This window comes from Stenotrophomonas sp. STK16_22, from assembly GCF_051984505.1.
Classification (GTDB): Bacteria; Pseudomonadota; Gammaproteobacteria; order Xanthomonadales; family Xanthomonadaceae; genus Stenotrophomonas; species Stenotrophomonas maltophilia_A.
In genome coordinates, this window is record NZ_CP196972.1 from 433,569 (window position 1) to 457,369 (window position 23,801).

Annotated in this window: 19 protein-coding genes; 8 read left to right on the top strand and 11 right to left on the bottom strand. The window is 62.6% G+C overall.

The window, feature by feature from the left end:
* Window positions 1-40: 40 nt before the first annotated feature.
* Window positions 41-1,555: an acetyl-CoA hydrolase/transferase family protein gene (locus tag ACSYAO_RS01955; protein ID WP_049462169.1), complete on the bottom strand. Its 1,515-nt coding sequence runs from the start codon at window positions 1,553-1,555 to the stop codon at window positions 41-43.
* 401 nt (window positions 1,556-1,956) lie between these two features.
* Here ACSYAO_RS01955 and glnE point away from each other — a divergent pair, with 401 nt between their 5' ends.
* Window positions 1,957-4,752 carry a bifunctional [glutamate--ammonia ligase]-adenylyl-L-tyrosine phosphorylase/[glutamate--ammonia-ligase] adenylyltransferase gene (glnE, locus tag ACSYAO_RS01960; RefSeq protein ID WP_049462168.1) on the top strand — a complete coding sequence of 932 codons (2,796 nt, stop codon included), beginning with the start codon at window positions 1,957-1,959 and terminating at the stop codon, window positions 4,750-4,752.
* 751 nt (window positions 4,753-5,503) lie between these two features.
* On the opposite strand, the gene ACSYAO_RS01965 is transcribed toward glnE, so the two are convergent.
* The 6 genes from ACSYAO_RS01965 to ACSYAO_RS01990 form a co-directional block, all read right to left on the bottom strand.
* The gene (locus tag ACSYAO_RS01965) at window positions 5,504-6,064 is read right to left on the bottom strand and encodes a queuosine precursor transporter (RefSeq protein ID WP_004139497.1); all 561 of its coding nucleotides are present in this window, start codon (window positions 6,062-6,064) and stop codon (window positions 5,504-5,506) included.
* 75 nt (window positions 6,065-6,139) lie between these two features.
* Window positions 6,140-6,655, bottom strand: a complete 516-nt coding sequence (locus tag ACSYAO_RS01970; protein WP_004139500.1) for a hypothetical protein — start codon at window positions 6,653-6,655, stop codon at window positions 6,140-6,142.
* Window positions 6,656-6,687: 32 nt separating this feature from the next.
* Window positions 6,688-7,191 carry a hypothetical protein gene (locus tag ACSYAO_RS01975; protein ID WP_049463238.1) on the bottom strand — a complete coding sequence of 168 codons (504 nt, stop codon included), beginning with the start codon at window positions 7,189-7,191 and terminating at the stop codon, window positions 6,688-6,690.
* Window positions 7,192-7,210: 19 nt separating this feature from the next.
* Complete coding sequence (locus tag ACSYAO_RS01980; RefSeq protein ID WP_049463236.1) at window positions 7,211-8,062, bottom strand: DUF2145 domain-containing protein; 852 nt, start codon at window positions 8,060-8,062, stop codon at window positions 7,211-7,213.
* 48 nt (window positions 8,063-8,110) lie between these two features.
* Window positions 8,111-8,338: a hypothetical protein gene (locus ACSYAO_RS01985; RefSeq protein WP_004139505.1), complete on the bottom strand. Its 228-nt coding sequence runs from the start codon at window positions 8,336-8,338 to the stop codon at window positions 8,111-8,113.
* A 128-nt stretch (window positions 8,339-8,466) separates the two neighbouring features.
* A complete protein-coding gene (locus ACSYAO_RS01990; RefSeq protein ID WP_049463237.1) occupies window positions 8,467-9,432 on the bottom strand; it encodes a mitochondrial fission ELM1 family protein in 966 nt (321 codons plus the stop codon).
* A gap of 120 nt (window positions 9,433-9,552) precedes the next feature.
* On the opposite strand from ACSYAO_RS01990, the gene ACSYAO_RS01995 reads away from it, so the two are divergent.
* Both ACSYAO_RS01995 and ACSYAO_RS02000 read left to right on the top strand, forming a co-directional pair.
* Entirely contained in the window at window positions 9,553-10,143 is a 591-nt protein-coding gene (locus ACSYAO_RS01995) for a malonic semialdehyde reductase (protein WP_004139510.1), read from the top strand.
* Window positions 10,144-10,229: 86 nt separating this feature from the next.
* Complete coding sequence (locus ACSYAO_RS02000; protein ID WP_080356579.1) at window positions 10,230-10,937, top strand: YceI family protein; 708 nt, start codon at window positions 10,230-10,232, stop codon at window positions 10,935-10,937.
* A gap of 556 nt (window positions 10,938-11,493) precedes the next feature.
* Here the strand turns inward: ACSYAO_RS02000 and ACSYAO_RS02005 are convergent.
* Complete coding sequence (locus tag ACSYAO_RS02005) at window positions 11,494-11,895, bottom strand: hypothetical protein (RefSeq protein ID WP_049462943.1); 402 nt, start codon at window positions 11,893-11,895, stop codon at window positions 11,494-11,496.
* 209 nt (window positions 11,896-12,104) lie between these two features.
* Here ACSYAO_RS02005 and ACSYAO_RS02010 point away from each other — a divergent pair, with 209 nt between their 5' ends.
* Window positions 12,105-12,938: a hypothetical protein gene (locus ACSYAO_RS02010; protein ID WP_049462942.1), complete on the top strand. Its 834-nt coding sequence runs from the start codon at window positions 12,105-12,107 to the stop codon at window positions 12,936-12,938.
* A gap of 94 nt (window positions 12,939-13,032) precedes the next feature.
* Here the strand turns inward: ACSYAO_RS02010 and ACSYAO_RS02015 are convergent, their stop codons facing one another.
* Both ACSYAO_RS02015 and ACSYAO_RS02020 read right to left on the bottom strand, forming a co-directional pair.
* Window positions 13,033-13,830: a siderophore-interacting protein gene (locus ACSYAO_RS02015; RefSeq protein WP_049462941.1), complete on the bottom strand. Its 798-nt coding sequence runs from the start codon at window positions 13,828-13,830 to the stop codon at window positions 13,033-13,035.
* A gap of 59 nt (window positions 13,831-13,889) precedes the next feature.
* Complete coding sequence (locus ACSYAO_RS02020; protein WP_049399094.1) at window positions 13,890-14,450, bottom strand: PadR family transcriptional regulator; 561 nt, start codon at window positions 14,448-14,450, stop codon at window positions 13,890-13,892.
* Window positions 14,451-15,017: 567 nt separating this feature from the next.
* Here ACSYAO_RS02020 and aceE point away from each other — a divergent pair.
* The 4 genes from aceE (at window position 15,018) to ACSYAO_RS02040 (ending at window position 22,903) form a co-directional block, all read left to right on the top strand.
* The gene (aceE, locus tag ACSYAO_RS02025) at window positions 15,018-17,705 is read left to right on the top strand and encodes a pyruvate dehydrogenase (acetyl-transferring), homodimeric type (protein WP_004139606.1); all 2,688 of its coding nucleotides are present in this window, start codon (window positions 15,018-15,020) and stop codon (window positions 17,703-17,705) included.
* Window positions 17,706-17,827: 122 nt separating this feature from the next.
* The gene (locus ACSYAO_RS02030) at window positions 17,828-21,220 is read left to right on the top strand and encodes a hypothetical protein (protein ID WP_152911155.1); all 3,393 of its coding nucleotides are present in this window, start codon (window positions 17,828-17,830) and stop codon (window positions 21,218-21,220) included.
* On the top strand, window positions 21,210-21,689 hold the full coding sequence (locus ACSYAO_RS02035) for a response regulator (RefSeq protein WP_080356570.1): 480 nt from the start codon (window positions 21,210-21,212) through the stop codon (window positions 21,687-21,689). The genes ACSYAO_RS02030 and ACSYAO_RS02035 overlap by 11 nt, the downstream gene beginning before the upstream one ends.
* Window positions 21,686-22,903, top strand: coding sequence for a 5'-methylthioadenosine/S-adenosylhomocysteine nucleosidase family protein (locus tag ACSYAO_RS02040; protein WP_080356569.1), 1,218 nt, complete (start codon window positions 21,686-21,688; stop codon window positions 22,901-22,903). The genes ACSYAO_RS02035 and ACSYAO_RS02040 overlap by 4 nt, the downstream gene beginning before the upstream one ends.
* Before the next feature lie 197 nt (window positions 22,904-23,100).
* On the opposite strand, the gene ACSYAO_RS02045 is transcribed toward ACSYAO_RS02040, so the two are convergent.
* The gene (locus ACSYAO_RS02045; protein ID WP_053093340.1) at window positions 23,101-23,658 is read right to left on the bottom strand and encodes an HNH endonuclease; all 558 of its coding nucleotides are present in this window, start codon (window positions 23,656-23,658) and stop codon (window positions 23,101-23,103) included.
* Between the last annotated feature and the right edge of the window lie 143 nt (window positions 23,659-23,801).

The window sequence follows — 23,801 nt, forward strand, 5'->3', positions numbered from 1 at the left end:
GGAGCCGGCCAGCGGCCGGCTCTACCAGAGTCTCCGGATCTCAGCTCTTCATCGTGCCGGTATCCAGCCAACGCTGGTGCCACGACAACGCTTCCGGCAGCAGATGCGGGGTGTGCTTGCCGTAGCTCTCGCGGCTGGCACGGTCGAAGTAGTCCTGCAGCTGCGGGCGGAAATCCGGGTGCGCGCAGTTGTCGATCAGCACCTGCGCACGCTTGCGCGGGGTCAGGCCACGCAGGTCGGCCAGGCCCTGTTCGGTGACGATCACCGACACGTCGTGTTCGGTGTGGTCCACGTGGCTGGCCATCGGCACGATCGCCGAGATGGTGCCGTTCTTCGCGGTGGACGGGCTCAGGAACGCCGACAGGAAACCGTTGCGGGCAAAGTCACCGGAACCGCCGATGCCGTTCATGATCCGCGTGCCCATCACGTGCGTCGAATTGACGTTGCCGTAGATGTCCACCTCGATCATGCCGTTCATGCCGATGCAGCCGAGGCGGCGCACCAGTTCCGGATGGTTGGAGATCTCCTGCGTGCGCATGATGATGCGCTCGCGGTAGAAATCGATGTTCTCCTTGAACGTCTCGTTGGCCTGCGGGCTCAGCGCGAAGCCGGTGCACGAGGCATAGCTCAGCACGCCGTCACGCAGCAGGTCGAGCATGCCGTCCTGGATCACTTCGGTGAACGCGGCCAGGTCGCGGAAGCCGCTCTTGGCCAGGCCGGCCAGCACCGCGTTCGGAATATTGCCCACGCCCGACTGCAGCGGCAGCAGGTTCGGCGGCAGGCGGCCCTTCTTCACTTCGTGCTGCAGGAACTCGATCAGGTGCGAAGCGATCTGCTCGCTGGTCGCATCGATCGGGCTGAACGGGCTGTTGCGGTCCGGGCCGTTGGTGCGCACCACGGCCACGATCTTGTCCGGGTCGCAGCGCAGCGCGGTGTCGCCGATGCGGTCGTTGGCGTTCACCAGCGGAATCGGCTTGCGGTGCGGCGGCAGCGCGGTGCCGTAGTAGATGTCATGCATGCCGTCGACGCCGGCCGGCTGCCATTCGTTGACCTCGACGATCACCTTCTTGGCCAGGTCCAGCCAGGTCTTGTTGTTGCCGACCGAGGTGGAGGGCACCAGCGAACCGTCTTCGCGGATGGCCGAGACTTCGATCACGGCGGTATCGATCTCGCCATAGAAACCGAACCACACGTGCTGGGCCACGTGGCTGAGGTGGATGTCGATGTAATCCAGCTTGCCCTCGTTGATGCGGTTGCGCGCATCCGGGTCGCTCTGGAACGGCATGCGCATGGCGATGCCATCGGCCTTGGCCAGCGCGCCATCGAGTTCCGGCGCTGTGGAGGCGCCAGTCATCAGGCTGATCTGGAAGGGCTGGCCCTGGGCATGCACCGCTTCGATGCGGCGGGCCAGTTCGACGGGAACGGCCTTGGGATACCCGGAGCCGGTAAAGCCGCTCATGGCCACGGTTTCACCGGGCTGGATCAGCGCGGCTGCGGCCTCTGCGGAGACCACGCGGTCACGAAGACGCGCGTTGGCGATGCGATCAACAGACATGACGACACGTGTTGCTTGGGGGAATTCCGATTATCGGCCATCCTCATCCGTACGGGGGGTTCTACCTTCGTGGAATGGCTTTTCCCGCAGGGGTCACCCAAACCCGCCGGTTTTGTTTTGCAGTGCAGCGTGCAAAGTGCTTTCGCAGCCCGCACGATGGACCTGCATCCCGACGTGGGGGAGGGAGCAGAGCCCGCTGGCAGTTCGCTGCAAGCGGGCTTTTTTATTGCCTGTCGTCCAGTATGAATACGCGGTCTCCATTATCGGTAGTGCCGGCCGCTGGCCGGCAACCCCAGTAACCTTCGGCAGGATCATCGGATCTGCCGGCCAGCGGCCGGCACTACCGGGTCATCGGATTCGCTGGGCAGCGGCCGGCGTTAACGGGTCGATACAATCAGCCCATGACCCTCGCCCCCGCTGACGTGCCCGCCTCCCTGCAGCCTCTTGTCGACCGCGCTCTGGCGCGCCTGGCCCAGGTCCTGCCCGAGCACATCCCGGCCAACCTGCTGCCGCTGCTGACCCGGCTGGCGGTGGCCAGCGACTTCGCGCTGGACACCCTGGTGCGGCAACCGGCCTTGCTGGCACAGCTGGCCGCGCCCGGCTGCCCGCCGATCCCAGCGCCGGTGCTCGATCCGCTGCAGCCCAGCGACTGGCCGGCGCAGATCCGGCGCTGGCGTACCGCGATGTCCACACGGCTGATCTGGCGTGACCTGACCGGTCTGGACGACGTGGCGCAGACTCTGGCCGGTGCCACCGCTTTGGCCGAAGACTGCCTGCGGCTGGCGCTGGACGCCCTGCAGCAGGAATTCGCCCAGCGTCACGGCGTCATCGCCGATGAACACGGCATCCCGCAGCAGCTGGTGGTGTTCGGCCTTGGCAAGCTGGGCGGTGGCGAGCTCAACTTCAGTTCCGATGTGGATCTGGTCTACGCCTATCCGCAGGGAGGTGAATCCGATGGACCGCGTCCGTTGGCGGCGGAAGAATATTTCGCCCGTCTCGGCCAGCGCCTGGCCAAGCTGCTGGATGAAACCACCGTCGATGGCTTCAGCCACCGCGTCGACCTGCGCCTGCGTCCGTTCGGCAGCGCCGGCCGCGTTGCACTCTCGTTCGCGGGGATGGACCAGTATTTCCAGCGCGAGGGCCGTGATTGGGAGCGCTATGCCTGGCTGAAGGCGCGCGCGGTGGCCGGCGATATCGAGGCCGGTGAGGCGTGGCTGCAGACCCTGCGCCCGTTCGTGTACCGCCGCTACCTGGATTTCACCGCGCTAGACGGCCTGCGCGAAATGAAGGCGGCCATCACCGCTGAAGTCGCACGCCGCGAACTGCACGACGACATCAAGCGCGGTGCCGGTGGCATCCGCGAGATCGAATTCCTGTGCCAGGCGCTGCAGCTGATCCGCGGTGGTCGCGAACCGGCATTGCGCGAGCGTCGGCTGCTGGTGGCGCTGGACGCACTGGTGGCCGCCGGGCAGATCGCGCCCGAGGATGGCAGCGCGCTGCGCGAGGCGTACCTGTTCCTGCGGCGCCTGGAGAACCGCCTGCAGATGCTGCGTGACGCGCAGACCCATGTGTTGCCCAGTGATGCGCTCGACCGCGAACGCATCGCCGTGGGTCTGGGCTATCCGGATTGGGAGGTGCTGCGCGCGGCGCTGGCCGAACAGCAGCAGCGCGTCAGTACTGAATTCGCCGCGCTGCTGGCACCGCGCAAGGGCCAGGCCGCGCCCGATGCACTGGCCAACTACTGGCGCAGCCTGCCCGAAGGCAGCAACGCACCGCTGCTGGCCGAAGCCGGTTTCCTCGATGCCAACGGCGCCGACCAGTCGCTACGCGATTTCGCCCAGGGCACCGGCGTGAAGTCGTTGTCCGATGCCGCGCGTGCGCGGCTGGATCGCGTGCTGCCCGCGCTGCTGCATGCGGCCACGCGTTCGCCGCAGCCGGATGCCGCGCTCAAGCGCGTGCTCGGCCTGTTGCAGGCGGTGCTGCGCCGGACCAGCTATCTCGCCTTGCTGGACGAACAGCCCAGCGCACTGGCGCGGTTGGTGGACGTGCTGGCGCGCAGCGCGCTGCTGGCCGAGCGGTTGGCGGCGTATCCGCTGCTGCTGGACGAACTGCTGGACGTGCGCGTATCCGGGCCGATGCCGGATGCGGCTGGCATGCTGGCCGAGTGCCAGCAGGTGCTGCCGGTGGAAGATCCGGAATCCGCGCTGCGCTGGCTCAATGAAACGCGGCTGGCACTGAGTTTCCGCATGGCGATGGCCACGCTGGATGGCCGCCAGGGTGCGGTGGACAGCACGCGGCAACTGGCCGAGCTGGCGCAGGCCGTGGTGGTCACCGTGTTGGCGATGGCCGAAGCGGACATGCATGCCGCACACGGCGAGATTCCCGGCGGGCGTTTCGCGATCATCGGCTATGGCAGCCTCGGTGGGCTTGAACTGGGCTTCGGTTCCGATCTGGACCTGGTGTTCCTGCACGACAACCCGGCCGGGGTGGATGCCAGCAATGGCGCGCGTCCGCTGGAGCCGGGGCGCTGGTATGCACGCCTGGCGCAGAAGGTGATGGCGCTGCTCGGTGCGGTGACCGCCGCCGGGCGCCTGTACGACATCGACGTGCGCCTGCGCCCGGATGGTGGCAAGGGTTCGCTGGTGTCTTCGTTGGCCAGTTACACCGAATACCAGCGCGAACGTGCGTGGACCTGGGAGCACCAGGCGCTGGTGCGCGCGCGTGGCGTGGCCGGCGATGCCAGCCTGTTGGCCGACTTCGAGCAGGTGCGTGCGCAGACGCTTGGGCGTGAGCGCGACACGGGTGTGCTGTACGCGGACGTGCTGAAGATGCGCGGCCGCATGCGCACCGAACTGGACCGCAGCGATGCCGCGCGACTGGACCTGAAGCAGGGTGCTGGCGGCGTGGTGGACCTGGAGTTCCTGCTGCAGACCGGTGTGCTGGCGCGCAGTGCGCAGCATGCGGCGCTGCTGCAGCCGCGCGATACGCCGTCGTTGATCGATGCGTTGGCCGTTGCCGGTTTCCTGCCGGAAGACACGGCGCAGGCATTGCATGGAGCACATGCCACGCTGCTGGACGTGGGCCTGGCCTGCACGCTGGATCGGCGCCCGCGGTTGGCGCCGACCACGCCCGCGATTGAAGAGGCATGTGCCGCGATTACCGCCGCGTGCATCGCCGCGGAGCTGCCGTTCGCCTGAGTGGGTGCAAATGCTGCAACAACTTTGGGTGGGTACCGACCGTTGGTCGGCACAATCTGTCGGCAGCGATGAGTTCTGCTGGGCGTGCCGACCAACGGTCGGCACCCACCGGATCATTGGCCGGCGATGACCCGCTGTTGGTAGATGCCAACCTTGGTTGGCATGAATGCAAAGCGCCAACCAAGGTTGGCAGCTACCAGATCAATGGCTCGGCGATGGTCGCCGTTGGTAGGTGCCGACCGTTGGTCGGCACAATCTGTCGGCAACGATGAGTTCTGCAGGGCGTGCCGACCAACGGTCGGCACCCACCGGATCAATGGCCGGCGATGACCTGCTGTTGGTAGCTGCCAACCTTGGTTGGCATGAATGCAAAGCGCCAACCAAGGTTGGCAGCTACCCAATCAATGGCTCGGCGATGGTCGCTGTTGGTAGGTGCCGACCGTTGGTCGGCACAATCTGTCGGCAGCGATGGGTTCTGCAGGGCGTGCCGACCAACGGTCGGCACCCACCGGATCATTGGCCGGCGATGACCCGCTGTTGGTAGATGCCAACCTTGGTTGGCATGAATGCAAAGCGCCAACCAAGGTTGGCGACTACCGGATCAATGGCCCGGCGATGACCCGCCGGATCAATGATCTGAGCGTTGGCCTGCTGTTGGTAGGTGCCAACCTTGGTTGGCACAATCCGTCAGCGTTCATGACCCCGGCAACAGCGTGCCAACCAAGGTTGGCACCTACCAGAGCAACGGCGGTCAGCTGGTGGTGCGCAGCGGCGCCATCTTCCACAACAGTGCGCGGAACGGGGCCAGCAGGCAGACGCCGATCGCCAGCTTCACCGCCAGGTCGCCGGCAGCCCAGCTCACCCACGGCAGGGTCGAACCGGCAAACGCGATCGACCAGAAAATGGTGGTATCCACCGTCGCGCTGCAGGTGGTGGCCACCATCGGTGCGCGCCACCAGCTGCCACGCCGCAGGCGGTCGAACACGGTGATGTCCAGCAGCTGGGCCACGATGAAGGCCGAGCACGAGGCAATGGCGATGCGCGGGGTGGCCACCCAGATCGAAAGCAGCACCGCCACCGCGAAACCGATCCACGCCACGCGCCGGGCCGGGCCCGGGCCGAAGCGGCGGTTGATCAGGTTGCTGACCAGGAACGCGACCGGGTAACTGAAAGCACCCCAGGTCAGCCAATCGTTGATCGGGTACTGCACCAGTACGTTGGACAGCAGCACCACCGCGCCCATGGCCAGCACCGCCAGCACCAGGGCGCGGGCGGTCAACGGGGCAAACACAGGGGCAGGACGCACGGACATGGCGAGCCAGGGGGACAAAGGGGATCGCCCATTATCCGCCCGGCCCGCGGCAATGCCAAAACCGGCCGTTCAGCTTTACAGCGTTTCGCTCATCACATCGCCGGCGGCATAGGCGGTCGGCACATAGGCCAGCGCCTGGCCCTGCGCGCTCTTCACGGTCCAGCCGGCACCCGCGTCGGTCGGGTCGAAGCGCACCTGCTGGCCGACGACGAAACCGGCAATCGGGTCATCACCTGCAGCCGCCGGCCATTGCAGCGTTGCGGTCTGGTCGGCCTTGCCGGGCACCTGCAGGTGCACCTGGCGATCACCGGCTGGCGTGGTGGCGACCTGCTTCACTTCCATCGGTGGCAGCGGCACCGCCGGCGTGCGTGCGGCGACCTTGCCGTTGCGCTCGCTGGCCTTGAACGGGGCCTTGGACAGTTCGGCCAGTCCCATCGACGTGGCCAACGGAATCGACAGCACGATCAGCGACGTGACCAGCACGCTGGTCTGGCCGCTGTTCAACTGCGGCGCGGCGCCGGCATGGACGGTGGGCACCACCAGCGCCGAAAGCAGCAGGGCAGTGGCGGGAACGCGCAGGCAACGGAACATGGAGACCTCCTGGTCAGGGTGGGGACGGCGGCTCAGCGCCGGGTATCGAAGATGTCGCGCGGGCCGGTGGCCTCGGGCAGGTATTCCAGCGGGCGGCCCTGGTTGTCCTTCAGCTGCCAGCCCTGGTCGGCGCCGGTCGGTTCGAAGTTCACGGTCTGGCCCACGGTGAACTGCACGGCGGGATCGCCGATGCCGCGCGGGTACTGCATCGATGCGGTGTTCTGCGGATCGTTGGCATCGCGCAGCAGCACTTCGCGGCGGCCATCCACGGTGGTGGCGATCGCGCTCACCTGCATCTGCGGCAGCTTGATCTGCTGCGGGCGGGCCAGCGGCTGGCCAGCGTCGGCGGCATCCTGGGCTTCCTTCGCCGCCGCCGCGCGGGCCGACGTCACCATCTGCGTGGACATCTCCAGGCTCGGTCCCTGCGGGCCCGGGTCGTGGATGATCACGATGCGGCGCTCTGCATGAGCGGCCGTGGACCAGGCCAGGCTTGCGGCGATCAGCATCGGCATCAGGACGGCGGGCAGGGTACGCATGTCGTTCTCCTTGCTGGATTCAGGGCGTGGCGGCGGCAGCACCGGCTACCGGCACGTGAGGGATCACCAGTTCCTGCTGCAGCTGGCTGCGCTGGTGCAGGAAATCGAACACCGATTCCACCGTCACCACCGAATAGTTGCCGGAGATGCGTTCGCCGGCCGGATGGTCAGTGGTGGTGGCGTTGGCCACGAACAGGCGCGCACCCACGCGCTTGCCGAGGCCGATATGCAGCACGCTGGGCTGGTACTTCTGCTGGCGCAGCCACTGCTGTGCCTGTTCGCGCTTGACGATGGCCGGCGCGCCTTCGGTCTGCGCCATCGCCGCGGCCAGCACTTCCAGCACCCACTGGTTGGAGTTCTGGTAGTCGGTGGCAAACGGGTAGGCAACCACGTTGTATTTGGTTTCGTGCAGCGCCTTCGGCTGGATCGACGGCGACACCAGCATCGCTTTCAACGCGGCACGCAGCGGCGCCGAGGGCACGCCGATGCGCAGGTCGGTATGGCCGCCGCTCTCGCCGACGAAGTTGCCCAGCCCTTCGAGGTACAGCTGCGAGCTGTCGGTCTTGCAGCGGTTGAGCAGGTGAATCGCGCGCCAGCGGCCATTGTCCTCACGCACCAGGAAGGCCAGGTGGCTGTGGCGCAGGCCGTAGCGGCTCAGGTCCTGGCCACCGCGCGCGGCTACCACCACGTCCACATCGGGCAGCGCGTCCAGGCGCTCAGCGGTGGTCCAGGCCACGTCCAGCATCGCCGCCTGCGCGGCCACGCTCGGGTAGCGCTCGCGGCATTCGGTGCTGTTGGCCCAGGCCGGTGCGGTCGCCAGCAGGCTGGTGATCAGCAGCGCGGCGCGCGGCAGGTGGGAGAAACGATCCATGTCGATACCTTCAACGGCGGGCAGGCCCGCGCGCCGATCATACGCTGCTCAGCGCAGGGGACGATCCACGCCCTTGCGCTGGAGCTCCTTGTCGCAGGCATCGCTGATCGGGGCCACCGGCAGCGGTGGGCGCTGGCCCTTCGGATCGCGCAGCGCCGGTTGTTCGCGGTACGCGTCCAACTGCTGCTGGCATTGATACGAAATCGGATCCAGCTCGGTGGGCGTGGTGGAGCAGGCAGCGAGCAGGGCCAGGGGCAGCAGGAGCAAGGTACGCATGAAGACGTTCAGAGTGATGGGGGAAGCTGGACTCTAACCGCGGTACCGGATCGAAATGTTCAGAAAACGCTGGGCACCCGGCATTACCGTGATGCCAGGTGCCCAGGATTGCCGGCCAGCGGCCGGCACTACCCCGCTGCCAGGCGCTGTTTCACTTCTGCCGCCACCCGCGCGGTCTCGCGCAGCGGCTCGATACGGTCGTACTGCCAGTCCAGCCAGTGCGCCTGCAATCGCCCGCGCTCGCGCAGCTGCTGCTGGAAGCGCGCCAAGCGGCCCTGCGCAGTCTCGGCCAGCGCCACCATCACCGGCATGCGCGTGGCGCAGGCCTCAGAGAGCAGGTTCACCGAATCGGGCGAGACCACCACGCGGTTGGCCCAGCCGAGCAGGCCGCCATAGGGATTGGTGCCGTCGCCACCATCGCCCCAGATCACGTGCGGCAGGTCGGAGAATTTCGCGCGCAGGATCTCGGCCAATGCCGGTGGCGTGCGCCGCGAAGTCGTGGCCAGCAGGCTGCCGCCCTCAGCGCGGATCTGATCGGCCAGCGCCTGGAACACGCCCACCATCGCGGTCTCGTCCCAGGGTGCCAGCGGCGTCGGCCCGCCCACCAGCAGCGCGGTGCGCGGGCCAGGCAGGGTACTGAAGCCAGCGAACGCGGCGCGGCCCCAGGCCAGCCAGTCGTCATCCACCGGGTTGAGGCTGCCGAGCAGGGTCAGCACGTTGCTGCCACGCAGGGCATCGTGTTCGGGCACCACCACCATGTCCCAGTGGCGGGCATTGATGCGCGGGTCGAGGATCTGCACCACCTGGCTGCCACGTGCGCGCAGCACGCGCAGTGCGCCGGCGGCCTGACGGCCACAGCCGATCGCCAGCGGCGGTGCGTCCGCGGCCAGCGTCGCGAATGCCTCGCCATAGCCGTTCACATCACCGGGCAGCCGCCGCGGCGACAGCCAGCGCCAGGGTGCGCGGGGCTGCAGGACCAGCGGCCGATGGGTGCCCTGGCGCAGCGCAGAGGCCAGCGCGACCGCCTGGCGGACATTGCCCGCACGGCCGTCCGTGACCGTCCAGGGCGCGCTCGATCGTTTCACCTGTGGCATTAATTCGTTTCAGCCCTGCTGGGTGTTGCAACAGTCGCGACACTCTACACTGCGGCTCGTCGTTTCGCCCCGCGCCGCCCGCGGGCACTGACTTCCCTTAGCCGCCCTGGAGATCCACCGATGTCCCACGCGCTCGACGCTGCTGCCCTCGACCAGCTGTTCCGTACTGCCCGCACCCAGAACGCTTTCCTCGACAAGCCGGTCCCGGCCAGCCTGCTGCAGGAACTGTATGACCTGGTGAAGTGGGGCCCGACCGCCGCCAACACCACGCCGGCCCGTTTCGTCTTCGTCACCTCGAAGGAAGCCAAGGCCAAGCTGGCCCCGGCCCTGTCCGAAGGCAACCACGACAAGACCATGGCCGCCCCGGTCACCGTCATCATCGGCTTCGACCTGGACTTCCACGAGAAGCTGCCGTACCTGTTCCCGCACACCGATGCCAAGGCCTGGTTCGACGGCCCGCAGGAAGGCCGCCACGAAGCCGCCATCCGCAACGGCAGCCTGCAGGGCGCCTACCTGATCCTGGCCGCACGCGCGCTGGGCCTGGATGCCGGCCCGATGTCGGGCTTCGATGCAGCCAAGGTGGATGAAGCCTTCTTCGCCGGCACCTCCATCAAGTCGAATTTCCTGGTCAACCTGGGTTACGGTGACTCGGCGGGCCTGTTCCCGCGTCTGCCGCGCCTGTCGTTCGACGAAGCGGCGCGCATCGCGTAAGTCGCTGTATCGGTTTCGGGCCTGCCGTCCCGTGGCAGGCTCTTGCTGCACCGTGTACCCACCCTACGATCCGGAGAGTTCCTCAGATGAGCGCCACCCGTAAACTGCTGCTGCCGCTGGCCCTGACCCTGGCCATCGCCGCCTGCTCCAAGCCGGCCGACACCGCTGCCCCGGCTGCTGACGCTGCCGCCCCGGCCACCACCGAACAGGCCGCCACCCCGGCTGCCGATGCCGCTGCCGCCGCGCCGGCCGCCGAAGCGATCCAGATCGCCTCGGGCACCTACAAGCTGGACCCGACCCACACCGACGTGCTGGCCCAGTGGAGCCACTTTGGCTTCTCCAACCCCAGCGCGCACTTCGGCAACGTCGAAGGCACCCTGGTGTACGACGCCGCCGACGTGACCAAGTCCACCGTGGAAGTGAAGCTGCCGCTGAGCGGCCTGAACAGCTTCACCGCCAAGTTCGACGAGCACCTGAAGAGCGCCGACTTCTTCGACGCCTCCAAGTTCGCCGATGCCACCTTCAAGAGCACCAAGGTGGAAGCCGCTGGCACCAACAAGCTGACCGTCACCGGTGACCTGACCATCAAGGGCATCACCAAGCCGGTCACCCTGGACGTGACCGTCAACGGCGGCGGCGAGCATCCGATGGCCAAGGTTCCGGCCGCCGGCTTCGATGCCACCACCACCCTGAAGCGCAGCGATTTCGGCGTCGGCGCGTATGCCCCGAACGTCAGCGATGAAGTGAAGATCCGCATCACCACCGAAGCCACCGGCGAAAAGCCGGCCGCTTGATGCACCCCGCTCACTCGTCGTGAGAAGGCAGAAGGCCCGCTGAAAAGCGGGCCTTCTTTTTTGGGCGTGGGGGACGCCTTGGTTGGCCACTACCGGTTCATGCAGGGTCGGAGAGTGCTTTGGTAGGTGCCAACCTTGGTTGGCGCACGAGCACTTCGCGGGCCAACCAAGGTTGGCCACTACCGGTTCGTGCAGGGCCGGAGAGTGCTTTGGTAGGTGCCAACCTTGGTTGGCACACGAGCATTTCGCAGGCCAACCAAGGTTGGCCACTACCGGTTCATGCAGGGCCGGAGAGTGCTTTGGTAGATGCCAACCTTGGTTGGCGCACGAGCACTTCGCGGGCCAACCAAGGTTGGCCACTACCGGTTCATGCAGGGCCGGAGAGTGCTTTGGTAGGTGCCAACCTTGGTTGGCGCACGAGCACTTCGCGGGCCAACCAAGGTTGGCCACTACCGGTTCATGCAGGGCCGGAGAGTGCTTTGGTAGGTGCCAACCTTGGTTGGCACACGAGCATTTCGCAGGCCAACCAAGGTTGGCCACTACCGGGTACGCGCGTTCAGCGCAGCGCGCCCAACCATGCCACGCACGCTTCGCTCGGGCTTTGCTTGGCCTTCACCGCCAGCCCGCTCACCCGAACGAAGGTCTGCGCTGCCTGCGCCACCACCTGGCGTGCGATCAGCGCGGCCTGCTTGGTCGCGGCCTGCTGCTTGCGCAGCTGCACGATGTTGATCGAAGGCCGGCCCACCGGCGCGTACTTCTGGTCGCGGCGCAGCACATCGGCCACCTGCGCCACTTCGAATTCGGCCTGCAGGTAGCGGTGTTGTGCTTCCACCAGCTCACGCAGCGGTACGCGCAGGGCAGCGGTGTCGGCGAAGGCGGCCAGTGCCGCGTCGCAGGCGGCGTCATCGGCGAAGCGGGTACGCAGCGCATCCACGCTGGCCAGGGTCAGTTTGGCCATGTGGCCCTCGTTGCTGCAGGAAAGGAGCGCGATTGTCGCATTGCTTGGCGGGTCGTGCCGGCCGCTGGCCGGCAATTGCATGGGAGTGTGCGGACCAACGGTCCGCACCCACCAGTCGATGGCGGTCCGCACCCACCGGAGGCGGAGAGCAGCCGAGCATGGGCTCGGCTCTACAATGGCCCGCTGTACCACCCACGGAAGGAAGATCCATGCAGGACGCGCAGTACTGGTTGAACGAATTCTGGACGGGCCTGAGCGTGCTCGATCTGCTGGGCGGCAGCGTGCTCGGTACGCTGCTTGGCCTGGTGCTGGGCATCTTTGCCTGGCGCTGGCTGCACCGCCGGGGTTGGTTGCAGCGGCGCAAGCGCTGGCATCACTGGCTGCTGGCCAGCTACGTGGTGCTGCTGCCACTGGCCACCGCCTTCTTCGGCCTGCAGCTGGGCTTTACTGCTGGCGCGCACCGCGCGCTGTTCAAGCAGCTCGATCATTTCCAGCCGCACCTGCAGACCCTGGTGGAAGGCTGGAGCGAAGGCTTCACCGATTCGCTGGACGACCCGCGCATGCGCGAGGCATTGCGCAGCCAGGGCACGGTGGGGGATGTGGCCGATACCATCGCTTCGGCCTACCTCAGCGAACATCCGTTGCCCGGTCTTGATCGTCTTGGCAACGGCCCGTTGGCGCGCGGCACCGGTTGGGTGATCGGCAAAGTGCGCGAAGGCCTGCTGCGCGGCATGGTGGAAGACACGCTGGTGGACAAGGCCGGCACGATTGGGCTGGAACCCAAGGTGGTACGCGAGGTACTGACCATGCACGTTGATGAGCTGCTGCACACCCGTGGCGTGCTGCGGCTGGTGAAAGCGCAGATCAACGGCATGATGCCCGGTGTGTACTTCGGGCTGCTGTTGCCGTTGCTGATCATCGCGCTGCTGGTGGCGCTGGAGATCTGGGCCGCGCAGCGGTTCGGGTGGAAGCGGCAGGTGGCATCCAACGTGGTAGTGCCGGCCGCTGGCCGGCAACTGCAGGTTCCTGCCGAAGGTTCATGAGGTTGCCGGCCAGCGGCCGGCACTACCTGTTGCAGGGCGTGCGGACCAACGGTCCGCACCCACCAAGCAGGGGCCGCACCCACCGGCTGCCCGGTCAATCGCCGTCGGTTTCGTCCGGGTGGGCCTTCCAGTAGCCGGTGGAACGGATCCAGTCGCGCGGCACGCCCAGGTGGCCTTCGATGAACTTGCGCATCATCCGGGCGCGGCGCGATTCGGTGGCGATCCAGTAGAAGACATCGCCGTCCGGTGCCTCGAAGTCGGTCAGCATGTCTTCCAGCAGCGTGCTGCTGGCCGCGGCGAAGCCATTGCGCTCCAGCCAGTGGATACGCACGTTCTCGTACTGCGGCAGGTCCTGGCGTTCGGCTTCATCGCTCACTTCGATGAAGGCCTGCACCTCGGCATCCTCCGGCAGCACGTCCAGCCAGCGGGCGATGGCCGGCAGCGCGGTTTCATCGCCGATCAGCACATAGGCGTCGTAGCTGTCGGCCACCACGAACGAGCCGCGCGGGCCGCCGATCACCAGCGTGTCGCCAGCCTTGGCCTGCTCGGCCCACGGCCCGGCAATGCCCTGGTCGTGCAGCACGAAGTCGATGGCCAGCTCGCCGGTTTCGTGGTCCCACCAGCGCGGCGTGTAGTCGCGGGCCGGTGAGGGCTCCTTGCCGGCCGGATAGCTGCGGCCTTCGGCAGTGACCACCGGCAGCACCATCTCGCCGCTGGCATTGGGGAAGAACAGCTTGATGTGGTCGTCGGCGCCGGGCGAATCGAAACCGGCCAGCTCGGCGCCGCCCAGCACGATGCGGCGCATGTGCGGGGTGACCTCTTCGGTGCGCAGCACGGTCAGTTCACGGAAGCGCACATCCAGGCGCAGGCGCGTGTTGTTGTGTTCGGTCATGGGGTTACCTGTAAAGGTGTCGCGCGGGGGCGCGCGGCGTAGGGGCGACCTGGCTGGATTCAGTCTGGCTGGGTCGTAGAAAAGGATTGGCTCTCGCTACCGGCCGTACCGTTGAGCAGCGCGGACGCCCGCGTCAGCAGCGCCGCTACTTCTTCTGCCTCGCCCTCGGCCCAGCGGCCGTGGTGATGCACCAGCGCCCGCTTGAACTCGCGCAGGGCGCCGGCCAGCGGCGGCGGCAGCGAGGCCTTGGTGATCTCGCGGGCACGGTCGAAGGCACGTCGCTGCGCCAGGCGCACCTGGGTGCGCTGCACCTTCAGCTCGAACTCGCCGGCGGTGGTGATGCGGAAGATCCGCTTGCCGTCCACTTCCTCGGCCTCGATCCAGCCGGCCTGCTCGAAGCTGGCCAGCAGCGGGTACATGGTGCCGGCGCTGGGCGTGTAGGCCTGCATGAACTGGTTGCTGATCAGCTGCATCAGCTCGTAGCCGTGGCGCGGCTGCTCGCCGATCAGGGCCAGCACCAGCAGGCGCAGGTCGCCGCGGCTGAGCACCCGCGGCTGGCCGTTGCGGCGTGGCACTTCCGGATTGGTGGAACGGGCTCTGGGAGAAGCGGTACGGCTCATTTCGATATATCGGTAAACGAGTGTGCAAACGATATATCGATATATCGAAGACGACAATCATCGATCCGGCCACAAGCAGGTCAGTTTTGGGCCACGGCCGGCCCCGCGCACAGCAAAAGGGGCGCCCCTTGCGAGGCGCCCCGGAAACACTGTGGAAGGGAGTGAGGCAGGGCCAGACGGCGGACCGAAGCGGGCGAGGCCAACACTCGAGGCCTACCCTGAGGGCAGGGCGGGGGGCGATCCAGAGGCAGGTGCGACACGTTGTCGTCCGTTCAGCGCCAGCACGCGGAGCCGATACAGGTGGGCATGGCGCTGCCCTACAACCGTCATCGGCAGCGGTAACACTGCGTCCTGCACATGGGCGCAGCGGCCCGCAAGCGACAGCCCGCGCAGCCAACAAGGCCCGCCGCAGGGCCTTCAGCGGGCCCGGCAAGCCCCTTGCGGACACTGGCCGGTTGCATCCATACGCCTGCGTAGCCAAGTGACGAAAGCCCTTGGTGCGCTACACTTTGCGGTCTAGAAATCTATACAACAGTCGCGCGCGTGCGTGCGGTTATGGGAGCGCTAATGAACTGGTTGAACGAGGTGCTGAACAACGACCCGAATCCTGTGGAAACCCAGGAGTGGATCGAGTCGTTGAAGGCCGTTATTGATGTCGAGGGCTCCGAGCGCGCGCATCAGCTGCTGGAAGGCATGGTGGAACTGACCCGTCGTTCGGGCGCCTACCTGCCGTTCTCTCCCACCACCGAGTACGTCAACACCATCGAGCCGCAGCTCGAGGCCAAGAGCCCGGGCAATGCCGAGCTGGAATGGCGCATCCGTTCGATCATCCGCTGGAACGCGATGGCCACCGTGGTCCGCGCCAACCGCAAGCCGGGTGACCTGGGCGGCCACATCGCCTCGTTCGCCTCCGGCGCCACCCTGTACGACGTGGGCTTCAACCACTTCTGGCGCGCCCCGAGCGAAAACCACCCGGGCGACCTGCTGTTCATCCAGGGCCACAGCGCCCCGGGCATCTACGCGCGTTCCTTCCTGGAAGGCCGCATCAGCGAAGAGCAGCTGGACAAGTTCCGCATGGAAGTGGACGGCGGTGGCCTGTCCTCCTACCCGCACCCGTGGCTGATGCCGGAATACTGGCAGACCCCGACCGTGTCGATGGGCCTGGGCCCGCTGGCCGCCATCTACCAGGCGCAGTTCATGCGCTACCTGGAAAACCGTGGCCTGATCGAGAAGTCCGACCGCAAGGTGTGGTGCTTCATCGGCGACGGCGAGAGCGACGAGCCGGAAACCCTGGGTGCCATCGCCCTGGCCGGCCGTGAAGGCCTGGACAACCTGATCTTCGTGGTGAACTGCAACCTGCAGCGCCTGGACGGCCCGGTGCGCGGCAACGGCAAGATCATCCAGGAACTGGAAGGCGTGTTCCGTGGCGGCGGCTGGAACGTGATCAAGCTGCTGTGGGGCGGTTACTGGGATGCCCTGCTGGCCAAGGACAGCGACGGCGTCCTGAAGAAGCTGATGATGGAAACCGTCGACGGCGAATACCAGAACTGCAAGGCCTTCGGCGGCGCATATACCCGCGAGCATTTCTTCGGCAAGTACCCGGAAACCGCTGCGATGGTCGCCGGCCTGTCCGACGACGACATCTGGCGCCTGAACCGTGGTGGCCACGACCCGCACAAGGTGTACGCCGCCTACCACCAGGCCGTGAACACCAAAGGCATGCCGACCGTCATCCTGGCCAAGACCGTGAAGGGCTACGGCATGGGCAGCGCCGGTGAGGCACTGAACCCGACCCACCAGACCAAGAAGCTGGACGACGAAGCGGTGCGCCACTTCCGCGACCGCTTCAACATTCCGGTGACCGACGCGCAGCTGGCCGACGGCCAGGTGCCGTTCTACCACCCGGGCCCGGATTCGCCGGAAGTGCAGTACCTGCAGGAACGCCGTGCCGCACTGGGCGGTTACCTGCCGCAGCGCCGCCGCAAGGCCGACAAGACCTTCGTGGCACCGAAGCTGGAAGCCTACGAGCGCCTGCTGAAGAGCAGCGGCGAGCGCAGCTACTCCACCACCATGGCCTTCGTGCAGAGCCTGAACATCACCTTGCGTGACAAGGAACTGGGCCCGCACATCGTGCCGATCGTGGCCGACGAAGCCCGTACCTTCGGTATGGAAGGCCTGTTCCGCCAGATCGGCATCTACGCGCCGTTCGGCCAGAAGTACAAGCCGGTGGACGCGGACCAGCTGATGTTCTACCGCGAAGACCAGAGCGGCCAGGTGCTGCAGCAGGGCATCAGCGAGCCGGGTGCGATCAGCTCGTGGATGGCCGCCGGTACCAGCTACTCGGTCAGCAACGTGCCGATGCTGCCGTTCTACATCTACTACTCGATGTTCGGCTTCCAGCGCGTGGGCGACATCGCCTGGCAGGCGGCGGACATGCGTACCCGCGGCTTCCTGCTGGGAGGCACCGCTGGCCGCACTACGCTGAACGGTGAAGGCCTGCAGCACGAAGATGGCTTCAGCCATCTGGTGGCCGGTGGCATCCCGAACGTGCGCAGCTACGACCCGACCTTCGGCTTCGAAGTGACCGTGGTTCTGCAGCACGGCACCAAGCGCATGATGGAAGACCAGGTGGACGAGTATTACTACGTCACCCTGATGAACGAGAACTACACCCACCCGGAAATGCCGGAAGGCGCGGCCGAAGGCATCGTCAAGGGCATGTACCTGCTGACCGACGCCGGCAAGCCGAAGAAGGGCGAGCTGCGCGTGCAGCTGCTGGGCTCGGGCACCATCCTGCGCGAAGCCATTGCTGCCGCCGAGCTGCTGGACAAGGACTTCGGCGTGACCGCCGATATCTGGAGCTGCCCGAGCTTCAACGAACTGCGTCGCGATGGTTTCGACGTGGAGCGTGCCAACCGCCTGCATCCGGAAGGTGAGCAGCGCAAGGCCTACGTGACCGAGCTGCTGGAAGGCCGCCAGGGCCCGGCGATTGCCGCCACCGACTACGTGCGTGCGTATGCGGACCAGATCCGCGCGTTCGTGCCGATGTCGTACACCGTGCTGGGTACCGATGGGTTTGGTCGTTCGGATACCCGTGCGAACCTGCGCCGGTTCTTTGAAGTGGACCGGTACTACATCGCCCATGCCGCGATTGCGGCGCTGGCGAAGGAAGGGAAGATGACCGCGAAGGATGTGGCCCGGGCGATCAAGCAGTACAAGATTGATCCGGAGAAGGCTAATCCTGTTGGGGTTTGAAGCCGGCCAGTGTGGACCGCTCCGGTAGTGAGGGAAGAAGGCGGCTATTAAGCCGCCTTCTTTTTGAGACGCGTGCCTCACTCGTAAGGATGAATATTTTGGGCGATATACAGGGAATGTGAATGTCAGCCATTAAAGTGCGCAAAGCCTCATCAAAGTATGGGACTCTCCGTGGGCTTGTTGGGAGTATCAAGGAGCGGGCATATGGGGTCGACCAGAGTGTTCGCACTTTCCGTGCAGTTCGCGGTCTAAGAGATGTGCATGGGAAGGCGAGAGAAACTCTATCCCCATTATCCTATAGTGCTTACTTCGACTACATAAATTCGTTCGCTGCCGAGATGCTTCGGCTGGTTCCCTTAAAAGGCTATTCAAATGTTGCAGCTCTCGTGGAAATGCCGGAGCTCTCTCTCGCCGATGAAGTGCTTTGGAACATTGCGAGAATAAAGGCTGCGGCAGGTGAAATCTCCAAGACGATTCAGATGAATCAAGAGCTTGGAGAGATTGTTTGGGCGGGAGCGAGAGGGGCGCTAGAAAAGGCACAAGAGATTTCGGACGAGTTCGGGGAGTCAATATTTCTTATTGAAAAAAGGATATTCCTCCATCAGCAAGCTGGCGGTCTTGAGGCACAGAAAAAGTACGTAGCGACTGTCAAGCGGGCGCTGCAAGGGGGGGTTGCCCCATTCTTGTCTCATCATTTCAGTGTGCGCAATGAGCCGTCTACGTCAGTTGCAAGATTCACTGCAGATGTAAAGAAGCGATGTGAGAAGATAAAGGACAGGGAGCTTGCAGTTTATCTTGAATACAAGCTTACCAAGCAGTGGCCTTCAGATGAGGCTGAAATTGCGAGCGTACTTAGAGTTGAGCAGAACAACGCTAGCATTGATGTTTATGAAACATTTGTATGTCTGTTGAGCGCAGTTCGCTCAGGACGGCTGCAGGTTGGCATTGATGTCGACGCGATCGTACATGAGTTGAGCTGCATTGAGGATCGCAGACTCAGTACGTCAGCATCCTCTTTAGGGCTGAGCGGCAAGACTATGGATTCGCTGGTGTCAGGTCACTACCGCCAAGCCATGAAGGAATGTCTAGGGCGTCAATGCCTGAATATAGAGGACATTATCACTGCATCCATCTGTCGAGCGCAGGCTGCTCAAGGCCATGGTTGTGAGAGGGAAGCGCGTTCTTTGAGAAACCAGGTCGTCAGCAGATTTGCCGAGGCATTGCTGGCAACTGAGCGATCGGTTGCTGCAAAGGCCGATCTGAGAAAGCTACATTTGAACTGGTATGATGGTTATCTTGTAAGTGCAAGTACCAGGCTCGCAGCGACAGATATATTCGATTCAGTTGCCATGCAAGTTGCAGCGCGAAGTGTACCTGGCTGCGTTCAGAGCACACGCCTTCTATCGCAGCTGTCGGAGCATGGGGACTTAGTTAGATTGATTAATGATATCTCGGTTTCCCCGCGACCAAGTGACGGAGTGGCCCTGAGCTCAGATGCTCGAGCAATTGCTCTGGGAGCGCAGCATTCCGTCGCCCGTGATCTGCCAAGGGTTCTTGTCGAGCTAACTCCCCTTGTACACTCCGATGTTGGGTTCATGAGTCATTTCGCAACGCTCATGGCATTGGAAGCTGCTGCGAAAAACCGAAATGTATCTGCATTCTTGGAGGTGCTTTCAGATGGGGTTGTTCGACTGGGAGCGGTAGCTCTCTCACCAAACGCACTGGCGTTCTCCGCTCAGTTGAGGTGGAAGGATATACGGTCATGCTCCTCTGATATCCGACTATCCATCGCCGCCCACTACCTAAACAAAAGGAATGCCGGGAAATACTGGAGCACATGCTTGCGCTTCGCGATCGACGATTTCCTGAAGATCCATTCCATTGAGCGACCCTCGCAGATTGATGTGGCGGTACACGGAATAAATGCAGTTAGGCACTTCTGGCGGGAGGTCTGCGAGGAGCATGTGGTAGACATGATTTACTCCATAGACGGGGTGAAGTCTCTTCGAAAGGAGATGAGAGAGATACTTTCTGTGCTGCGAGAGATTGATGTCGAGCACAAGGAGTTCTATGACTCTGAGATTGTATCAATCACTCATCTGTTGATGATTGAGGATGGTCGGCGCATAGTTGATCAAAGTCGAATATATGTAGACGAGGCGGCGCTCCGACAGCTTCTTCGTGAGGAGTTGACAGAGCCATTCAGTCGATATCGCGCACTAGCTCCCGTTTCCGTGGAAGACACGAGAGAGTTTGATGAGGTTCTGAGGCGGGTTGCTAAGGGAGATTCTGGCGCTGGAGATCTTGCGTTTCCTAAGAGTGAGGCGGACCAGCTCTTGGTTGAAATGATAAATCTGAGCTGCAACAGATTTCTTTTCGATGCTAAACATGGCCTTGATAGCTATCTCAGTAAGCGTATCCGCCACGGCTCTATCGTCGGGCATTTGCGGGGTGCGATCGAGCAGCACGAAATGATTTTCCAGGCTTTGGGTAGCGGGTTACCCTACGTCGAGCCGGACGATTGGCGGGATAGCTACGTTAGAGTTCCATACATCGAACAGCTTGAGGTCGTCAGAGCGATGTGTGACTTCAGTGAAAAAATCGATGCAGAACTTCTCTATGCAAAGAACAACGTTGTTCAGATTCGTACTGCTGAGAAAGTAAGTGGACTTCTTGGTATTAATCTCGGTGCGGGGGAGTATCATACAATCAGGTCGTTTGTACGGCGGGATCTCTCTTTCGATGGGTTCCTGGATTCAATGTTTGCGGCATTCTGGGGGTTGCTCAACCCGTCATTGAGTGCGGTTCGTAGGCACCTCCGGGAACGCACTGCTGAATCGATATCTAGGGAGTTCTCTAGGGTCAGAGCTACCGTAGTCGCGAAGCGACAAAAATATCCTGAGTTGTCCTTGCTGCTCAGTAAGCTGGATCAAGCCTGTCGGGATGTGTTGGGAGAAGTTGAGTCGGTGGCACAATGGTTTGAAAAGTCTGGGCTTGATGCCGCCCATATGAGATGCAAACTGGCGGATGCATTCGCAATTGGTATAGAGTCGTCGAAGGCCACTTACAAGAATTCAAACCTTAACCTCTCTGAGTCTACAGTCCCAGACTTCGATATAACCGCAGCGGACATTCCCGTGCTGGCTGACGTGCTTCTGGTTATATTTGGAAATATTCACACCAAGTCTGAAGTTCAGGACGGAGCGATTGTTAGCCTACATTGCTCCGTCAATGATGCAGAAGGGACGCTTAGGATCGTCGTAAAAAATGAAGTTGCAGTTGGTGTGCGCGATCGAAACCAGTTTCGTGTTTCTGAGATACTGAATGAAGTTAAGGCTGGGCGAATTGAACAGGGTCTTAGGCGCGAGGGCGAATCCGGCTTTAAGAAGTTGGCTGCCATCGCGAGCCAATCCGCGAAGGGTTACTTGGATTTTGGTTTCTCATCTGCAACGGATTTTTTTGTTGATATGAAGCTGTCCTTGATTCTTCAAGAGGGAGGTTGCTGTGAAGAGTAGAGGCTTCTCGATACTCCTGGCTGAGGATGAGGCACATAAGTCGAAGAATGTCCGTGATCTTTTTGCATCCCATTATCCTGAGGCGATTATCACTGAGGCCGCATCTGTCAGATCAGCCATCGCGCGTCTTGGTCGAGAGAGTTTTGATTTGATCTTGCTAGATATGTCGTTGCCAACATTCGATGTGGCGGCTGGAGAAGGGGGCGGCAGGCCGCAAGGCGCTGGGGGGGTGGAAATTCTTAATGAGTTCGAGCGGCTCAGTTATTCGCCGCTCGTAATTGTTGTAACTCAATACGCAGATTTTTCAATCGATGGAAAATGGTATCTTCTGTCAGAGTTGGAGTGTGAGTTGCGCGAAGAGCATGGGGATGTCTTCCTTGGGCTTGTGGAATTTGATAACGCCAATTTGGATTGGAAGAGGGCGTTGATTAGCTTGATGGATCAATTTATTGCGAGGGTGTCGATTTGAGAATTCTTGTTGTTGAGGATACACAAGCCAAGTTGAAGCGGATCGTTGCCGTTCTCATGGAGACAGGAATTCCTCGGGATCATATCGAGGTGGCAGTATGTTCATACTCTGCACGCCAGTTTCTACGAAATAACTACTACGATCTGCTGCTTCTTGATGTGCTTATCCCTTTCCGTCAAGAAGATGATCCAGATGCCCAGGTCTGCGTTGACCTGCTTGAGGATATTTCTGAGGGTGGTGAGTACAAAAGGCCGGGAAACATTGTTGGGCTCACTGCGTACGATGAAGGCATTGCTGACGCTGTCGATACCTTTAATGAGATGCTGTGGAATGTAATTAAGGTCTCTGAGGCCGACAATGGGTGGGTGGAGAGAGTCAAAAATTGTGTTAACTACCTCCGCTCTGCGCGCAAAGAAGACGCTACGAGAACATCTAAGGCAGAGGTTCTCGTAATATGCGCGCTTCGTAGTCCTGAGTTGGAGGCCGTGAAGAAGCTTCCCTGGAACTGGGAGGCGGAGACCCCGTTCGATGATGTTTCGTTCATCTCAAAGGGCGTCGTAAGTACGGCGAAAGGTAATGTTAGGGTCATTGCTGCCGCTGCTCCGAGAATGGGTATGGTGGCGTCAGCTGTGCTGGCGAGCAAACTGATCGCGGATGTTGTTCCAGATATTTGCGCGATGCCAGGCATTAGTGCTGGATTCTCTGGAAGGGTGGAGTTGGGCGATGTGGTTTTCGCAGATCCGGTTTGGGACTATCAGGCCGGGAAGCGTATCGTGGATGGCAACGGTGAGCCTGGTTTTGAGATGGCACCTCATCAAATTCAGTCTTCGCCGGAACTGAGGGCGCTGATTGAGCAGTTGTCGGAAGATAAGGAGATTCTGAGATCGATTAGAGATGCTTGGCAAAATCCGCCGCGAAATGATCTTAGAATTCGAATTGGTCCCGTTGCGTCTGGCTCAGCTGTGGTAGCAGATAGGGCTTTTGCGAAAGAGGTCTCACACCAACAGCGCGCCGCTTTAGGGCTAGAAATGGAGCTTTACGGCGTCTCATCCGCGTGCGCAATGGCGACATCTCCTCGTCCAAAATTTGTAGGATTAAAGGCAGTATGTGATTTTGCAGACGCGGATAAGAATGATGGACTTCAGTCATACTCTGCCTACACAAGTGCTGCCGTTCTTGATCATCTTGTTCGCAGATATTTCGATATCTGTTAATGGCGTGACGAATATGCCAACTGGAACTATGTGTTTTGGGAGGTTCGATGCCCTTGCCTACAGTAGCGGGGGCGGCGCCAAGACAGCAGCTTCGAAAACAGGTCGCGTCACTACCAGGAAAGGACGAGGGTTGATGCAATCTTTGCAATAGCGCCTGACATGCTCTTCAAACTTTCTGTATCGGTGGACGGCGCCTATCAAAGACAACGTCTTCGGTGAAACTCAAAGAAACCGAGCTGCTTCTGGGAGAAGTCTCTATATCGAAGTGATGCATCCAACTTCAGGCCAAGCCGAACTTGCACGTCAGAAGGTAGGCAGCTCGAAATCAGCAGGCGACCGGCCGACGAGAAGCTAATCCAGCCGCGATCAAAGAGCAGGTCCGCATGCGGGGCCAGCAGAAGACCGTTCTCGTCATCAACGCGCTCGCTATGAGTGCTATCCGCCCACGGTTTGATATGACTCGCGCGAAGGAACCTTTTGCCCATCATCTGAAACACTACGAGCGTCTTGCCATCCTTGGCGTGCTCGCCAATTGCTCGGTTGCCCGCCACATACTTCATGTCTCCGACTTGACCCTCGCCGAAGTAATGAAAGACTTCGTCGTCGTTCCAGAAGTCATGGTAGCCATGAGACACGCCAGCCTCGCCAGTGAACGCGATGACTAGCGGATGCTCCTTGGGTGTTGAAATGCCGCCTTGCCGTTGCCCGCCAAATACACCGTGGATGTGCTTTTGACGGTTGTAGAGCGCGTCCACCTCGAAAGGGAGTTCCTTCCTGGATCCCTGTCCCAGAAGCTAGGTGCCCAGGATTCTGGCCAGAACCAGGTTCCTTGTGTCATTGGCTGACGGGTTTGGCTGCCAGGACAGGGTGCAGATGGGGGCTATTGGGACGCAGACCT

Coding starts and splice junctions, on each gene's coding strand:
- ACSYAO_RS01955 (WP_049462169.1), bottom strand. CDS start 1,555: ATGTCTGTTGATCGCATCGCCAACGCGCGTCTTCGTGACCGCGTGGTC.
- glnE (WP_049462168.1), top strand. CDS start 1,957: ATGACCCTCGCCCCCGCTGACGTGCCCGCCTCCCTGCAGCCTCTTGTC.
- ACSYAO_RS01965 (WP_004139497.1), bottom strand. CDS start 6,064: ATGTCCGTGCGTCCTGCCCCTGTGTTTGCCCCGTTGACCGCCCGCGCC.
- ACSYAO_RS01970 (WP_004139500.1), bottom strand. CDS start 6,655: ATGTTCCGTTGCCTGCGCGTTCCCGCCACTGCCCTGCTGCTTTCGGCG.
- ACSYAO_RS01975 (WP_049463238.1), bottom strand. CDS start 7,191: ATGCGTACCCTGCCCGCCGTCCTGATGCCGATGCTGATCGCCGCAAGC.
- ACSYAO_RS01980 (WP_049463236.1), bottom strand. CDS start 8,062: ATGGATCGTTTCTCCCACCTGCCGCGCGCCGCGCTGCTGATCACCAGC.
- ACSYAO_RS01985 (WP_004139505.1), bottom strand. CDS start 8,338: ATGCGTACCTTGCTCCTGCTGCCCCTGGCCCTGCTCGCTGCCTGCTCC.
- ACSYAO_RS01990 (WP_049463237.1), bottom strand. CDS start 9,432: ATGCCACAGGTGAAACGATCGAGCGCGCCCTGGACGGTCACGGACGGC.
- ACSYAO_RS01995 (WP_004139510.1), top strand. CDS start 9,553: ATGTCCCACGCGCTCGACGCTGCTGCCCTCGACCAGCTGTTCCGTACT.
- ACSYAO_RS02000 (WP_080356579.1), top strand. CDS start 10,230: ATGAGCGCCACCCGTAAACTGCTGCTGCCGCTGGCCCTGACCCTGGCC.
- ACSYAO_RS02005 (WP_049462943.1), bottom strand. CDS start 11,895: ATGGCCAAACTGACCCTGGCCAGCGTGGATGCGCTGCGTACCCGCTTC.
- ACSYAO_RS02010 (WP_049462942.1), top strand. CDS start 12,105: ATGCAGGACGCGCAGTACTGGTTGAACGAATTCTGGACGGGCCTGAGC.
- ACSYAO_RS02015 (WP_049462941.1), bottom strand. CDS start 13,830: ATGACCGAACACAACAACACGCGCCTGCGCCTGGATGTGCGCTTCCGT.
- ACSYAO_RS02020 (WP_049399094.1), bottom strand. CDS start 14,450: ATGAGCCGTACCGCTTCTCCCAGAGCCCGTTCCACCAATCCGGAAGTG.
- aceE (WP_004139606.1), top strand. CDS start 15,018: ATGAACTGGTTGAACGAGGTGCTGAACAACGACCCGAATCCTGTGGAA.
- ACSYAO_RS02030 (WP_152911155.1), top strand. CDS start 17,828: ATGTCAGCCATTAAAGTGCGCAAAGCCTCATCAAAGTATGGGACTCTC.